We start from the raw sequence: 14,576 nt of genomic DNA, 5'->3' as shown, positions 1-14,576 counted from the left end.
GTGCATCTATACCCGAAACACTGGTTAGGAGGTTTACAGATCATGTCGGCAGTTCGACAAGACGCTTGGAGTCCGGAAGACGATCTCATGCTTGCGGAGGTGACGCTTCGGCATATTCGGGAAGGCAGCACGCAGCTGAACGCGTTCGAGGAGGTCGGCGAGCGAATCGGCCGCACGGCGGCGGCATGCGGCTTCCGCTGGAACTCGTGCGTGCGCAAAAAATACGACGCGGCCATCCAAATCGCGAAGGCGCAGCGGCAAAAACGGAACTCTCGGAAATCGCAGCAGCAGGCGGAGGACGGCGAGCGCGTCGCGACCGTTTCGGCGGCGGACGGCGAAGCGAGCGCGCGTTTCGAGGGAGGCACGGAAGAGGCGATTTCGTTCGACAGCATCATCCGGTACTTGCGGCAGTGGAAAAACACGCAGACCGAGCTCAATCGCCACATCCGGCAATTGGAGAAGGAGCTGCGCGAGAAGGACGAGGAGATTTCCAGGCTGAAGGAAGAGGTTGAGAGACTCGAGGGCGAGGTCAACCACGTGCAGAGCGATTATCGGTCGGTGAACGACGATTACAAAGCTTTGATACAAATCATGGATCGGGCCCGCAAGATGGCGTTCCTCGTCGAGGACGAGGAGGAACCGAAAGCGCGGTTTAAGATGGATGCGAACGGCAACCTGGAGCGAATCGAATAGGCTGAAGCGACGATCCCTCGCCTGACGAAGGAATATGGCCGGGGATCTTTTGCGTAGACGGGCGTCATGGTATAATGTGACATATGCTCGTCCGCCGGAGACTTTATCTCCGGCGCGAACGGAAAGCGGGTGGACGCCTTGTCGTGGATCGGGAAAGCCGCCGCCTCTGTCGCGGATTTTTTCGTCTGGTTGTACGCCGTAATGGCGATCGTGCCGGTCATCCCCTTCGCCGTGGTCTGGCTGATCGTCTACTTTCTGAAGAAAGAGAAGAAGCTTGCCACGAAACGGGCGATGGACGTGACGACCTTGCTGCTGATCGGCGTCGTCGCCGCCTTGTACAACCAAGTCTTCCAATCCACGTTCGGGTTTTACCTGCTCCTTCTGCTGTTTCTGCTCGGTTTCGGCTTGATCGGCAATTTGCAGCAGCGGACCAAAGGCAAAGTCGATTTCCGCAAGACGGCCCGCGCGATCTGGCGGCTCGGGTTTTTAGGGCTGTCGGCGGCCTACGTGCTCCTGACGGCGATCGGAATCACGCAAAATTTGTTCTAAGCGAGGGACTGAAGTGCCGGTACATAATTTGATGGAAGACATCGTAGGGAAAGTGCTGAAGGATATGATCGCCGCCCGTCCGGAAATGGCCGAACTCGAACCGACGCAGCTGGACGACATGCTGGCGTTCGCGCTGAACCGGCTGCCGCCGCGGTACACGACGACGGCGAAAGGCGAGACGATCGTCAAATCGCAGGTCAGAGCCCAGTTGGAAAGCGACGTGTACCGGGAGCTCATCGAAGCTTATAACATCGTGAAAGCTTCGCCGAGATAAACCGCCGTCGCCGCCATCCATTCGTCATTAATTAGAAGAAACGGAATCGACCGTAGCGCGGTCGATTTTTTATTTGTAAAATTTGAAAGCGTTTGCTTGCCTTTTCGCCCGGTTTTATTTAAACTACGGTTAAATGAAACGAACGGCGGAGGGAGGGGCGGTTCAGGAAGCCGCGAAGACCGATGTAAGATTTGTGTTATGTCGATGTTAATTGACTTAACAAAAATGGAAAAAACCTTATTGACCTTTTTGACCGGTGGTTGTATATTATGTTGCAGGTGACAAACCTACTATATTTTTTTGAGGAGGAACAGCCTAATGTCGAAGGGGATCAAACGCAATCTGCTCGCGTTGTTCGCCATCGTGCTTATGATGGGAACAGTGCTTGCGGCATGCGGAACCGGCTCTCAGGGCGAAACGACGACGCCGCCTGCGAGCGAAAGCACCAACACGGAAGGCAACACGGATGCGGCGAAGGAGCCGGCAGCCGGAGGGAAAGCGGATACTCAAGTATTCCGGATGAACATCTCGGCGGAACCGCCGTCCTTGGATCCGGCGCAAGCGCAGGACCAAACTTCTTTCACGGTTATGGTCGGTCTTTACGAAGGCCTTACGCGCATGAACGCAGCCGGCGAAGCCGAGCCGGCCGTTGCGGAGTCTATCGAAACGTCCGAAGACGGCAAGACGTGGACGTTCAAGCTTCGCCAAGACGCGAAGTGGAGCAACGGCGACCCGGTCACGGCGCATGATTTCGAATATTCTTGGAAGCGTACGCTGGATCCGAACCTCGATCCGCCGGCGCCTTACGCTTACCAATTGTATTACCTCGAGAACGCTGCCGAGTACAATACGCCGGACAGCGGCGTCACGGCCGACCAAGTCGGCGTCAAAGCGCTCGACGACTACACGCTCGAAGTGAAGCTCGCGAACCCGACGCCTTACTTCCTCAGCCTCACGTCGTTCTTCACGTACTATCCGGTACACAAGGCGACGGTCGAAGGCAACCCGGCATGGGCGACGGAAGCCGCTAGCTTCGTAGGCAACGGTCCGTTCACGCTGGCAGAGTGGAAGCATAACGATTCCATTAAGCTCGTGAAGAACGACAGCTACCATAACAAAGATCAAATCAACTTCACGGAAGTTCACATGGCGATGATCGCCGAGTCCCAAACGGAACTCAACCTGTACAACACGGGCGAGCTCGATTGGACGGGCGGTCCGAACGGCGAAATTCCGACGGAGCAAATTCCGGTGCTGAAGAACAATCCGGAAGCGAACCTGATCATCCAGGGCATCGCATCCACGTACTACTACAACTTCAACAACACGAAAAAACCGTTCGATAACGTGAAGGTCCGCAAAGCGCTGTCGATGGCGATCAACCGCCAGCTCTTGATCGACAAAGTTACGCTCGGCAACCAACAGCCGGCTTACGGCTTCGTTTCGACGGGGATCAAAGGTCTCAACGACGAGTTCCGCAAGGAAGTCGACGACAAGCAATACTTCCAAGAGAATTTGGAAGAAGCGAAGAAGCTGTGGGCGGAAGGCATCGCGGAAGCGGGCTGGGATCCGGCGCAAGGCTTCACGATCGCGCATAACACGAGCGAAGGCCACAAGCGTATCGCGACGGCAATCGCCGACATGTGGAAATCCGCTTTCGGCGTCAACGTCAAAATCGAAGAGCAAGAATGGGCGATCTTCCTCCAGAACCGCACGGCGCTCAACTACGACGTCGCGCGCGCAGGCTGGGGCGCGGACTACAACGACCCGATGACGTTCATCGACATGTTCACGTCGACGTCCGGCAATAACGACCTCGGCTTCAAGAACGCCGAGTACGATCAACTCGTGAAAGACGCGTACGCAACGCAAGACAACGCGAAGCGCATGGAATTGATGGCCAAGGCCGAGAAAATCCTTATCGGTGACAACATGGCTCTGGCTCCGCTGTACTACTACACGCGGATCTGGATGAACAAACCGTACGTGAAGGACGTCGTTATCGACTATTCCGGCAACATGGATTACACTCGCGGCTGGATCGAGCAGCACTAAGTTAGAAGTAAAGCGTTACGGAGAACGGGGTATATATAGGTCCCTATATATGCCCCTTTTTCTGTGTTGCAAGAACGAATCTGAATTGCGACCACCCCGGTAGAGTTGGCAACATTTTAAAATGGAAGGCTTTGTCGCTACCGTTTACAATATGTTGTATTCCGATGGACGAGGAAGAGGTGCATCCGCATGGCACGCTTTTTATTTCAAAAGCTTATTTACAGCCTGGCCTCGCTCTATGTATTAGCCACCGCGACGTTCGTCCTCATGAAAGTCATTCCGGGCAACCCGTTTCTTTCTGAGAAAACGCCTAAGGCGATTCAAGAGCGCATCATGGCCCATTACGGCCTGGACCGACCGTTGTACGAGCAATATTTCGCTTATATGGGAAGGCTGCTGTCGGGCGACCTAGGGATTTCCATGAAATATCAATTCCGTTCGGTCACTACGATTATCAACGATTCTTTCTATTTATCGGCGCAGATCGGTATCGTGTCGATCTTCGCTTCCGTTTTCTTCGGCGTAGGACTGGGCGTTATCGCGGCTTTGTACCACCGCAAATTTTTGGACAATTTCACGATGGTCGTCGCCGTGCTCGGCGTTTCGGTTCCGAGCTTCGTGTTGGCGCCCGTTCTCCAGTATTACTTCGCCGCGGAGCTGGGCTGGTTCCCGGTCACCCGTCTTGATTCGCCGCTTCATTACGTGCTTCCGACGATCGCGCTCAGCGCCTTGTCCGTCGCGTTCATCGCGCGGCTGACGCGTTCCACGATGCTCGAAGTGCTCAACTCCGATTACATCCGGACGGCGAAGGCGAAAGGCTTGTCGAGCTTTGTCGTAACGGTGCGCCATGCGCTCCGGAACGCGCTGCTGCCGGTCGTGACCTACGTCGGTCCGCTGACCGCCAATGTCATCACGGGCTCGATCGTCATCGAGCGCGTATTCGGCATCGCGGGACTCGGCGAGCATTTTGTTAACAGCATCAACAATCGCGACTATACCTTAATCATGGGATTGACGTTGTTTTACGGCGTCATTTTGACGGTTTGCCGGTTTTTGACCGATGTCGCCTATGTACTTGTAGACCCGCGCATTAAGCTGACCGGCGGCAAAGGAGGTTAATGGCGATGACGCAATTAAAGCCTGCTGAAGATATCAAGCCGGAGCTGTTCCGGAAAATTTCGAAGGACGAGGCGAAGGCGGAAAAGATCGAGCGCGAAAGTTTGTCCGCCTGGGCCGATATTTGGTATCGATTCCGTAAAAACACGTTTTCGATGATTTGTTTTTATATCATTATTTTCATGGTGGTCGCCGCGATTTTCGGTCCGATGATCGTGCCCTGGGATCCGACGGTCAACGATTTGTTCGCGACGAACGAGCCGCCGAACATGACGAGCTGGAATGCGCATTGGTTCGGTACGGACGATTTCGGCCGCGATATGTTCGCTCGGACGTGGGAAGGCGCGAAGGTATCGCTGCAAGTCGGCGTGTACGCCGCTTTGATCGACCTCGTCATCGGCGTCGTCTACGGCAGCATCATGGGGTATGTCGGCGGCCGCGTGGACGAAATCATGAACAAGACCGCCGAAATTTTATACGCGATTCCGAACCTGTTGATCGCGATTTTGCTCGTCGTCGTGTTCGAGCCGAGCTTATGGTCGATCATTATCGCGCTGTCCATCACCGGTTGGATCAGCATGGCGTGGATCGTGCGCGGTCAAATCATACAGTTGAAAAATCAGGAGTATGTGCTCGCTTCGAGATCGCTCGGCGCCGGCATGTGGCGCATTATGTTCCGCCATTTGATTCCGAACGCGATGGGCCCGATCATCGTGACGCTGACGCTGACGATTCCGTCCGCGATTTTCGCGGAAGCGTTCCTCAGCTACTTGGGTCTCGGCGTTCAAGTGCCGCACGCCTCTTGGGGCACGATGATCAACGACTCGCTCGCGGTCATGCAAATCTATCCGTGGCGTTTCCTGTTCCCGGCGTTCTTCATCTCGCTGACGATGCTTGCCTTTAACGTTATGGGCGACGGGCTGCGCGACGCATTCGATCCGAAGATGAAAAAGTAGGAGGTGGGTTACATGGAAACCATTTTGGAAGTGAAAGATTTGCAAGTGTCGTTTAAGGTGCGCGGCGGCGAGGTGCAAGCCGTGCGCGGCGTCAGCTTCGACGTGAAAAAGGGCGAAGCCGTCGCGATCGTCGGCGAGTCGGGCTGCGGCAAGAGCGTGACCGCCCAAACGATCATGCGGCTCATTCCGAACCCTCCGGGCGTCATTAAGAACGGCTCGATCCTCTTCCAAGGCGAAGACCTGACGAAGAAGAGCGAGAAGGAGATGGAAGCGATCCGCGGCAAAGACATCGGGATGATTTTCCAAGACCCGATGACGTCGCTCAATCCGACGCTGACGATCGGCCGCCAAATTACGGAAGGCCTCATCAAGCATCAAAAAATGACGAAGGATGCGGCGAAGGCGCGCGCGATCGAAATTTTGAAGCTCGTCGGCATTCCGAACCCGGAAGCGCGCTTCTCGCAATACCCGCACGAATTTTCGGGCGGCATGCGGCAGCGGGCGATGATCGCGATCGCGCTCGCGTGCAACCCGGCGCTGCTGATCGCGGACGAACCGACGACGGCGCTCGACGTGACGATCCAAGCGCAAATTTTGTCGCTGATGAAGGATTTGCAGACGCGGCTGAACACGTCGATCATCCTCATCACGCACGACCTCGGCGTCGTCGCCGACATGTGCGACCGCGTCATCGTCATGTACGCGGGCAAGGTCGTGGAATCGGGCACGAAGTGGGAAGTGTTCAAAAACCCGAAGCACCCGTATACGAAAGGGCTGCTTCGCTCGGTGCCGCGCCTTGACCAGAGGAAGGACGAGGAGCTCATCCCGATCATCGGCACGCCGCCGGACCTCATCAAGCCTCCGGCCGGCTGCGCGTTCTGCGCGCGCTGCGACGAAGCGATGGAAATTTGCAAAACGCGCGACGTCGACATGACCGAGATCAGCCCGAGCCATAAAGCGGCTTGCTGGCTGCTTCACCCGATGGCGGAGCAGGCGCAGGTCGCCGCCGGGAAGGAGGGGGCGCAATGAGCGCGAACTTGCTCGAAGTAAACAACCTTACGAAGTTTTTTAACGTCGGCGGAGGCAATACGCTCAAAGCCGTCAACGATATTAGCTTTCATCTGAGGAAGGGCGAAACGCTCGGCCTCGTCGGCGAATCCGGCTGCGGCAAGTCGACGGCGGGGCGCACGATTTTGCGCCTGTACGAGCCGACGAACGGCCAAGTGAAGTTCGAGGGGCAGAACATCTACGATTTGCGCGGCTCGAAGCTGAAGGCGCTGCGCCGCAACATGCAGATGATTTTCCAAGACCCGTACGCGTCGCTCAACCCGCGGATGACGGTGACCGACATTATCGGCGAAGCGCTCGACGTGCATAAGCTCGTCGGCAGCCGCGCCGAGCGGAAGAAGCGCGTCGAGGAGCTGCTCGACCTCGTCGGCCTTAATCCGGATCACGCGACGCGGTACCCGCACGAGTTTTCGGGCGGTCAGCGCCAGCGGATCGGCATCGCCCGCGCGCTTGCGGTCGATCCGAAGTTCATCGTCGCGGACGAGCCGATTTCGGCGCTCGACGTGTCGATCCAGGCGCAGGTGGTCAATTTGATGATGCGGCTGCAGAAGCAGTTCGGCCTGACGTATTTGTTCATCGCGCACGACCTCGCGATGGTCAAACATATCAGCGATCGCGTCGCGGTCATGTACCTCGGCAAGATGGTCGAGCTGACGACGTCGGAGGAGCTGTACGCGAATCCGATGCACCCGTACACGAAGGCGCTGTTGTCCGCGATTCCGATCCCGGATCCGGAAGTCGAAGCGACGCGCGAGCGAATCGTCCTGAAGGGCGATATCCCGTCGCCGATCAATCCGCCGAGCGGCTGCCATTTCCGTACGCGCTGCCCGGCCGCGACCGAGAAATGCGCGAAAGAAGCGCCGGCGTTCGAGGAGATGAAACCCGGTCACTGGGTCGCCTGCCACTACGCATAAACTTACAGGTTGCCGGTTTCGAAAGGCCGCGCCGGAGGGGATGTTCCTCCGTGGGCGGCCTTTCGTTTGCGTTTTGACGTGGGCGGCTCGCAGGGGTACAATGATAGAACTGTGAGAGTAAAGGAGAACGACGATGCGTTTCGAAACGTACGATCATATTCCGATGCATCCTATCGCCGCGGATTACGCTGCGGGAGCCGCTCCCGCTTCCCGATTCGACGCGGCGAATCCATATGCAGACCCGGACGGAGCCTGGTCCGCGCGGGCGTCGTGGCTCGACGGCTCGCGGGACGTCCGCCTCGCGGCGAACCGAGAGGCGGTCGCGGAGGCCGTCCTCCGCTACAACCGCACGCGTAACGACGCGCCGGAGGCGATTCGCGAAGCCGAGCGGCTGCGCGATCCCGAGGCGCTCGTCGTCGTCGGCGGCCAGCAGGCGGGCCTCTTCACCGGACCGATGCTGGTCGTGTACAAAGCGATCACCGTGCTGAAGACGGCGCGCATCGCCGAGCGGCAGCTCGGCCGGCCCGTCGTGCCCGTGTTTTGGATCGCCGGGGAAGACCACGATTGGGACGAGGCCAATCATACATACGCCGTGACGCCGCAGCTCGCGCTGCAGAAGCTGTCGATCGCGCATCCGTCGCCCGACAAGCGCACGGCGGTCAGCCGCACGACGCCGACGCCGGAAGCGTGGGCGGAGGCGATCGCATCGTTCGCCGGCGCGCTGCAGGATACGGAATTTAAGCCCGGCATTCTCGATTCGCTGCGCGGCATCGCCGCGGAGTCGCGGTCGCTGTCGGACGCGTTCGCGAAGACGATGTCGCTGCTGTTCGGTAAGCACGGCCTCGTACTGATCGACGCCGACGACCCCGGGCTGCGCGCGGCCGAGTCCGCCATGTTCCGCGAGCTGTTGTCGAAGCAGGCGGAGCTGTCCCGCGCGCTGAAGGAAGGCGAACGCGCCGTCGCGGAGCGCGGGTATCCGCTGCAGGCCGAGTCGGCCGAAGACGGCTTCAACGTCTTCCTGTTCGCGGACGGCGAGCGCAAGCTGCTGTTCCGCGACGGCGACGTTGCGGTCGATCGGAAGGGCGCGGTGCGTCTTGCCGTCGACGAGCTGCTGCAGCTGGCCGAGCGCGACGCGGCGTCCTTCAGCAACAACGCCTTGACCCGTCCGCTGATGCAGGAGTACGTGTTCCCCGTGCTCGCGACCGTGCTCGGGCCTAGCGAAATCGCGTATTGGAGCACGCTGCGGGAAGCGTTCCATCTGTTCGGGCAGCGCACGCCGATCGTCGTGCCGCGTCAGCAGTTTACGCTGCTGGAAGGCACGGTGCAGAAGCAGATGGATAAATTCGGCCTGTCGTTCGACGACGCTTGGCGGCGTCTGGACGAGCGCCGCGACGCTTGGCTCGCCGCGCAGGACGCGACCGGTCTCGCCGCGCGGTTCGCGCAGGCGAAGGGGACGTTCGCCGATTTGTACCGTCCGCTCGTCGACGCGGCCGCGGCCGTTAATCCGGGGCTGCGCAAGCTGGGCGAGACGAACCTCGGGAAAATTATCGAGCAGATCGATTATTTCGAGGCGAAAACGACGGACGCGATGAAGCAGCAGCACGAGGCGGGTCTCCGTCAGTGGGAGCGGATCCGGATGACGGTAGCGCCGGCGGGGAAGCCGCAGGAGCGCGTCGTTAACGTCTTTATGTACGTCAACCGATACGGGTTCGCTTGGACGGACGAACTGATCGAACGCGCCGAGCTCGATTTCTCGGCCGGCTATCGGCCGCATGAAATCATTTATTTATAATAAGGTAAGAAGATAACGAAGGAGACGTGAATCGGAAATGACGACGCTCGAGAAGAGCATTATCGCGAACCCGGCGCTGGCGCCGGAAGGGAAGCTGAAGATCGATTGGGTGCAGCAGCATATGCCGGTTCTGAATCGGATTCGCGCCGTATTCGAGAAGGAGCAGCCGTTCAAGGGGCTGCGGGTAGCCATTTCGCTGCATCTCGAAGCCAAGACCGCCTACCTCGCGAAGGTCGTGCAGGCCGGAGGCGCGGAAGTCGTCATCACGGGCAGCAATCCGCTGTCGACGCAGGACGACGTGTGCGCGGCGCTCGCGCAGGACGGCATCACGGTGTTCGCGAAGTACAATCCGGAGCCGAAGGAATATAAGGAGCTGCTCGTTAAGGCGCTGGAAACGAAGCCGGACCTCATCATCGACGACGGCGGCGACTTGGTGACGATTTTGCACGGCGAGCGCCCGGACCTGCTGGAGACGATTCGCGGCGGCGCCGAAGAGACGACGACGGGCATCCTGCGTTTGAAGGCGCTCGAGAAGGAAGGCAAGCTGAAGTTCCCGATGGTCGCGGTGAACGACGCGTACTGCAAGCATTTGTTCGATAACCGCTACGGCACGGGGCAGTCGGTATTCGACGGCATCAACCGGACGACGAACCTCGTCGTTGCCGGCAAGACGGTCGTCGTCAGCGGCTACGGCTGGTGCGGCAAAGGCGTGGCGATGCGGGCGAAAGGGCTCGGCGCGAACGTCGTCGTGACGGAGATCGACGCGATCAAGGCGGTTGAAGCATACATGGACGGCTTCGCGGTCATGCCGATGGCGGAAGCGGCGAAAGTCGGCGACTACTTCGTCACCGTCACCGGTAACAAGGACATTATCCGCGGCGAGCACGTGCAGCACATGAAGGACGGCGCGATATTGTCCAACGCGGGCCACTTCGACGTCGAAGTGAACATCCCGGAGCTTGCGGCGCTGTCGGTTTCCCGCCGTACGGTCCGCAAAAACATCGAGGAGTTCCAGTTGAAGGACGGCCGTAAAATTTATTTGCTCGCCGAAGGGCGCCTCGTCAACTTGGCGGCCGGCGACGGCCACCCGGCGGAAATTATGGATATGACGTTCGCGCTGCAGGCGATGGCGCTCAAGTACGTCAATGAAAACTACGAGTCGATCGGCGGCAAAGTCGTCAACGTCCCGTACGAGACGGACGAGCAAGTAGCGCGCTATAAGCTTGAAGCGCTCGGCACGAGCATCGACACGCTCACCGAGGATCAGAAAGCGTACCTCGACAGCTGGGCGGAGCAGTAATCGCACGGAAGCGGCGGCAGAAGCCCCGACGGTAATCGAAATCCCGACATCGCGAAGGAAGACGCGGTTCGGGATTTTTTCTTTGACGGCCTGCTGCCGGCGGAGGCGGCGGTCGCCGCGTTCCTTCCCGGGACGGCGTATCCGCTGGCGCTCCTGCGCGCGTTGTTTGCGAGGTGGGTAAAGAAAGTCGAGTGACGCGGACAAATTAAAAGAATAGATGCATCGCGAACATCGCGGCGAGCCCTGCCGCGAACGGAACGACCCGCGCGAGAGAGAAGCGGGCCGTTCGGTTTTGAAGGACGTACTTCACAGAACCTTGCGTTTCGATGTCTTGCCGTTCCCGTTCGAGTTCGGTTGCCGACGCGGACGGGTCGGTTTCGGTTTCGGTGAAGATCGGCCGGTTTCGCAGGCCGTTGCCTTTCATGATCGCGAACGCCCCCCAAACGGTTAGCGCTAGCGCGATATAGAACGTGACATCTACAAATACGTACCCAAGCAGGCTTATTAAGTAGCCTGCAGCGAATGTGACGCCGACGCCAACACCTGTAGCGGCCACAAGCTTCAACAAATACAAGGCTGCTTTCATGGAATACCTCCTTCTTGGGAATCGCGTTCAGCCGCAAAGCTGCTCCCGCTAACCTTACTTTATCAATGATATGACTCGGTGAGTGCAAGAAAGTTTTGGCGCGTTCGAAGCCGCCGTTCCCGGCGGCGATAAAATGTTAGACAGCTTGGGAAAGCGGTCCCCGGGAGCGCAACCTTTCGGCCGCCTGCCATCGTCTATATTCATATCCGGGAGTGGTGCGGATGAGTATGAGATGAGGGCGGGGGTTTTGATGAAGAAATCGTGGAAAGGAAGCTTGAAACCGCTGTTCACGTTCCTCGCGGCGGCGGCGGCCATTGCGGGCTGCAGCGAGGCGGACGGTTGGAGCGGAGGCTCCTCCGAAATGGCGGCGGCCGACAGCGCGGCGGTCGCGCCGATGGCGATGGAGACCAAGGCCAGCGTGGAGACGCTGCCTGCGTCGGAGTCGCCCGCGGAAGCGGCGGCGCCCGAACCGCAGGCAGGCGGCGCGGCATCGGCGGGCGGGGCCGGCAGCGGCGTCGGCGGCGCGGCGGCGCCCGTCCAGGGCGCAGCGCGAATGTTGATTTACAACGCGAACGTGACGATGGAAGTGCAAAGCTATGCCGAGGCGTATACGGCCGTGCAAAATTTGATCCACTTGTCCGGAGGCTATATCGTCCGATATTCCGAGCAGTCGGTCGAGGCGGAGAAGTCCGGGTCGTTTACGATCAAAGTGCCGGCGCACGATTTTTCCGGCTTCATGGACCGTCTGGAGCAAATTCCGAATACCGACCTGAATCGGAGCATGAACGCGCAGGACGTTACGGAGGAATTCGTCGACCTGGAGGCGCGCCTTAAGGCGAAGCAGCTCGTCGAGTCGAAGTACCTTCAGTACATGGAGCAGGCGAGCCGCGCGGAAGATTTGATCCGATTCACGAACGAACTGGCTGTCATTCAAGAGGACATCGAGCGGATGAAAGGCCGAATGCGGTATTTGCAGCAGAACGTCGATTACTCGACGGTCGAGCTCCGCATCTACGAACCGCGGGCCGGCGCGGCCGCGCTGAACGGGGATACGGGCTTGGGCGAACGGATGGAAGCGGCGATCCGCAACAGCCTGAACGCGCTGACGACCGTCGCGGAAGGCGTGCTCATCGTCGTCGCCGGGGCGATCCCGATCGTCGTCGCCTTCGTTCTACTCGGCGGGCCAATTTATTGGTTCATTCGACGGCGAAAAGCAAAATCCGAAAAAAACCGACCCTTAATTCCATAAAATATTTTTTTGAGAATCCTGTTTTTATAGCAGGATTTTTCTTTTTGCTATCGAATTTGAGTAAAAGTGGTGGAAAGTGGGGGTAAGTGGTGGATTAGGGTGGCTAGGTGGTGAAGCTGGAATGTTCATGGGTGAATTTCAACATAGCGTTGACGAGAAGGGCCGCATGATCATCCCGGCGAAATTCCGCGACGCCCTCGGCACCACTTTCGTCATGACCCGCGGTCTCGACCAATGTTTATTCGTTTATCCGATGTCGGAGTGGGCGATTATGGAGCAGAAGCTCAAATCGCTCTCGCTTATGAAGTCCGACGCGCGGGCGTTCACGCGCTTTTTCTTCTCGGGCGCCGTCGAATGCGAGCTCGACAAACAGGGAAGGGTAAACATACCAAGCAACCTGCGCGAGCACGCAAAAATCGAGAAAGACTGCGTCGTCATCGGCGTCGCGACTCGAGTGGAAGTCTGGAGCAAGGAAGCTTGGGAGGCTTATTCCCGCCAATCGGAGGATTCGTACAACGAGATCGCGGAGAAGCTCGTCGATCTCGACTTCGATTTATAAACCAAGCGGCTGAAATGGGGTAACAACATGTTCAGACATATAACAGTGCTTAAGGAAGAGGCGGTCGAAGCGCTGAACGTAAAGCCTGACGGCGTCTACGTCGACTGCACGCTCGGCGGGGCCGGGCACAGCGGCATGATCGCCTCTCGCTTAAGCGAGAACGGAAGGCTGATCGCGTTCGATCAAGACGATGCCGCGCTCGCCCACGCGAAAGAGGCGCTTGCGCCTTACGGGCAACGCATCGTGCTCGTCCGGTCGAATTTTCGCAATTTGAGAGAGAAGCTGCTGGAGTTAGGTTATTCCGCCGTGGACGGCGTGCTGTTCGACCTCGGCGTGTCGTCGCCGCAGCTCGACGAAGCGGAGCGGGGGTTCAGCTACCACCAGGACGCGGAGCTCGACATGCGGATGGATCGGACCGGGGAGGTGACGGCGTACGACGTCGTCAACGAATGGCCCGAAGAACAAATCGCGCGCATTTTGTACCAATACGGCGAGGAGAAGTTCTCGCGGCGCATCGCCCGCGAAATCGTCGCGGCCCGCGAGAAAGCGCCGATCCGCACGACCGGCGAGCTGACGGAACTGATCAAGGCGGGCATCCCGGCCGCGGCAAGACGCACCGGCGGACACCCGGCGAAGCGCTCGTTCCAAGCGATCCGCATCGCCGTCAACGACGAGCTGGCCGCGTTCGAGGAGGCGCTCGAGCAGGCGATCGAGTGCGCCGCTCCGGGCGGACGGATCGCCGTCATCACGTTCCACTCGCTCGAGGATCGGATTTGCAAGACGACGTTCGCGGCGAAGCTTGGCAAATGCGTCTGCCCGCCGGGACTGCCGATGTGCGGCTGCGGCGCGAAGGGCGTGCTGAAGCTCGTCGGGCGGAAGCCCGTCGAACCGTCGGAGGAGGAGCTTGAGCGCAATCCGCGAGCGCGTTCCGCGAAGCTGCGGGTCGCCGAGAAGCTGTAAATTAACCGCTGGAAAAAGATACTACGTAGACGAGCCGGGACGAAACGGTTCCGGCATATTATAATAAGGGGGTTCTACTTTGTCCGGATACATACATGGAAGCCTGGCGCTCGACCGGCGCGAGGAGCAATCCGCAAGAGCGGCGCATCGCCCGAAGACGGCCGCGAAGAAGGCGCAGCGCGCCGTCGCGGTGCCGGTGTCGGAGAAGCTGCTTTGGATTTGCGGCATTTTGTTTTGCTGCGCGGTCGCGGGTCTCTACCAATTCCGCGAGGCGTCGATGTACGAGATGAACTCTCGCGTCGTGCAGATGGAGAGAGAGATTAAGAGTCTGGAAGAACAAAACACGATGCTGCGCAACGAGATCGCGAAGCTCGAAAGTCCGGAACGGCTCATCGAAGCCGGCGTGCAGCTCGGCTTGGTCCCGCAAGGGGAACTGCCGGCGGCATCGAACGGAACGGTTGCTTTGAGCGCGGCGGAATAGCCGGTATGATCGATAAGGTGGGGA

At 58.9% G+C, this 14,576-nt stretch carries 15 protein-coding genes; 14 read left to right on the top strand and 1 reads right to left on the bottom strand.

All coding sequences use genetic code 11. The features are described 5' to 3' along the window. Positions 1-42 precede the first annotated feature (42 nt). From VE009_RS25685 to VE009_RS25640, 10 genes are all read left to right on the top strand, one after another. Positions 43-693, top strand: coding sequence for an RsfA family transcriptional regulator (locus VE009_RS25685; RefSeq protein ID WP_325012747.1), 651 nt, complete (start codon positions 43-45; stop codon positions 691-693). A 138-nt stretch (positions 694-831) separates the two neighbouring features. Continuing rightward, positions 832-1,242, top strand: a complete 411-nt coding sequence (locus VE009_RS25680; protein ID WP_325012746.1) for a DUF3397 domain-containing protein — start codon at positions 832-834, stop codon at positions 1,240-1,242. A 13-nt stretch (positions 1,243-1,255) separates the two neighbouring features. Beyond that, positions 1,256-1,516: a late competence development ComFB family protein gene (locus VE009_RS25675; RefSeq protein WP_325012745.1), complete on the top strand. Its 261-nt coding sequence runs from the start codon at positions 1,256-1,258 to the stop codon at positions 1,514-1,516. A gap of 318 nt (positions 1,517-1,834) precedes the next feature. Beyond that, the gene (locus VE009_RS25670; protein ID WP_325012744.1) at positions 1,835-3,571 is read left to right on the top strand and encodes a peptide ABC transporter substrate-binding protein; all 1,737 of its coding nucleotides are present in this window, start codon (positions 1,835-1,837) and stop codon (positions 3,569-3,571) included. A 189-nt stretch (positions 3,572-3,760) separates the two neighbouring features. Next, positions 3,761-4,690 carry an ABC transporter permease gene (locus VE009_RS25665; RefSeq protein ID WP_325012743.1) on the top strand — a complete coding sequence of 310 codons (930 nt, stop codon included), beginning with the start codon at positions 3,761-3,763 and terminating at the stop codon, positions 4,688-4,690. Then, entirely contained in the window at positions 4,690-5,643 is a 954-nt protein-coding gene (locus tag VE009_RS25660) for an ABC transporter permease (RefSeq protein ID WP_325012741.1), read from the top strand. Before VE009_RS25665 ends, VE009_RS25660 begins: the two co-directional genes overlap by 1 nt. 12 nt (positions 5,644-5,655) lie before the next feature. Beyond that, positions 5,656-6,672 carry an ABC transporter ATP-binding protein gene (locus VE009_RS25655; RefSeq protein WP_325012739.1) on the top strand — a complete coding sequence of 339 codons (1,017 nt, stop codon included), beginning with the start codon at positions 5,656-5,658 and terminating at the stop codon, positions 6,670-6,672. Beyond that, complete coding sequence (locus tag VE009_RS25650; protein WP_325012737.1) at positions 6,669-7,625, top strand: dipeptide ABC transporter ATP-binding protein; 957 nt, start codon at positions 6,669-6,671, stop codon at positions 7,623-7,625. The genes VE009_RS25655 and VE009_RS25650 overlap by 4 nt, the downstream gene beginning before the upstream one ends. Before the next feature lie 133 nt (positions 7,626-7,758). After that, the gene (bshC, locus tag VE009_RS25645; protein ID WP_325012735.1) at positions 7,759-9,417 is read left to right on the top strand and encodes a bacillithiol biosynthesis cysteine-adding enzyme BshC; all 1,659 of its coding nucleotides are present in this window, start codon (positions 7,759-7,761) and stop codon (positions 9,415-9,417) included. Positions 9,418-9,454: 37 nt separating this feature from the next. Beyond that, positions 9,455-10,717, top strand: coding sequence for an adenosylhomocysteinase (locus tag VE009_RS25640; protein ID WP_325012733.1), 1,263 nt, complete (start codon positions 9,455-9,457; stop codon positions 10,715-10,717). Positions 10,718-10,922: 205 nt separating this feature from the next. Here the strand turns inward: VE009_RS25640 and VE009_RS25635 are convergent, their stop codons facing one another. Continuing rightward, the gene (locus tag VE009_RS25635; RefSeq protein WP_325012731.1) at positions 10,923-11,303 is read right to left on the bottom strand and encodes a hypothetical protein; all 381 of its coding nucleotides are present in this window, start codon (positions 11,301-11,303) and stop codon (positions 10,923-10,925) included. A gap of 250 nt (positions 11,304-11,553) precedes the next feature. Between VE009_RS25635 and VE009_RS25630 the strand changes: the two genes are divergently transcribed. The 4 genes from VE009_RS25630 (at position 11,554) to VE009_RS25615 (ending at position 14,552) form a co-directional block, all read left to right on the top strand. Continuing rightward, positions 11,554-12,552, top strand: coding sequence for a DUF4349 domain-containing protein (locus tag VE009_RS25630; RefSeq protein WP_325012729.1), 999 nt, complete (start codon positions 11,554-11,556; stop codon positions 12,550-12,552). A 121-nt stretch (positions 12,553-12,673) separates the two neighbouring features. Beyond that, entirely contained in the window at positions 12,674-13,111 is a 438-nt protein-coding gene (mraZ, locus tag VE009_RS25625) for a division/cell wall cluster transcriptional repressor MraZ (protein ID WP_325012727.1), read from the top strand. A gap of 27 nt (positions 13,112-13,138) precedes the next feature. Next, entirely contained in the window at positions 13,139-14,071 is a 933-nt protein-coding gene (gene rsmH / locus VE009_RS25620; protein ID WP_325012724.1) for a 16S rRNA (cytosine(1402)-N(4))-methyltransferase RsmH, read from the top strand. Positions 14,072-14,150: 79 nt separating this feature from the next. Beyond that, positions 14,151-14,552 carry a hypothetical protein gene (locus VE009_RS25615; RefSeq protein WP_325012722.1) on the top strand — a complete coding sequence of 134 codons (402 nt, stop codon included), beginning with the start codon at positions 14,151-14,153 and terminating at the stop codon, positions 14,550-14,552. Positions 14,553-14,576 lie beyond the last annotated feature (24 nt).

The organism is Paenibacillus sp. (genome assembly GCF_035645195.1).
Classification (GTDB): domain Bacteria; phylum Bacillota; class Bacilli; order Paenibacillales; family YIM-B00363; genus Paenibacillus_AE.
This window is presented reverse-complemented; position numbering and strand designations above follow the sequence as displayed.

Bases quoted from the DNA above. Each gene is read 5' to 3' on its own strand.
- rsmH (WP_325012724.1), top strand. From the start codon at position 13,139: ATGTTCAGACATATAACAGTGCTTAAGGAAGAGGCGGTCGAAGCGCTG.
- VE009_RS25640 (WP_325012733.1), top strand. From the start codon at position 9,455: ATGACGACGCTCGAGAAGAGCATTATCGCGAACCCGGCGCTGGCGCCG.
- bshC (WP_325012735.1), top strand. From the start codon at position 7,759: ATGCGTTTCGAAACGTACGATCATATTCCGATGCATCCTATCGCCGCG.
- VE009_RS25630 (WP_325012729.1), top strand. From the start codon at position 11,554: ATGAAGAAATCGTGGAAAGGAAGCTTGAAACCGCTGTTCACGTTCCTC.
- VE009_RS25655 (WP_325012739.1), top strand. From the start codon at position 5,656: ATGGAAACCATTTTGGAAGTGAAAGATTTGCAAGTGTCGTTTAAGGTG.
- VE009_RS25685 (WP_325012747.1), top strand. From the start codon at position 43: ATGTCGGCAGTTCGACAAGACGCTTGGAGTCCGGAAGACGATCTCATG.
- VE009_RS25650 (WP_325012737.1), top strand. From the start codon at position 6,669: ATGAGCGCGAACTTGCTCGAAGTAAACAACCTTACGAAGTTTTTTAAC.
- mraZ (WP_325012727.1), top strand. From the start codon at position 12,674: ATGTTCATGGGTGAATTTCAACATAGCGTTGACGAGAAGGGCCGCATG.
- VE009_RS25635 (WP_325012731.1), bottom strand. From the start codon at position 11,303: ATGAAAGCAGCCTTGTATTTGTTGAAGCTTGTGGCCGCTACAGGTGTT.
- VE009_RS25665 (WP_325012743.1), top strand. From the start codon at position 3,761: ATGGCACGCTTTTTATTTCAAAAGCTTATTTACAGCCTGGCCTCGCTC.
- VE009_RS25660 (WP_325012741.1), top strand. From the start codon at position 4,690: ATGGCGATGACGCAATTAAAGCCTGCTGAAGATATCAAGCCGGAGCTG.
- VE009_RS25670 (WP_325012744.1), top strand. From the start codon at position 1,835: ATGTCGAAGGGGATCAAACGCAATCTGCTCGCGTTGTTCGCCATCGTG.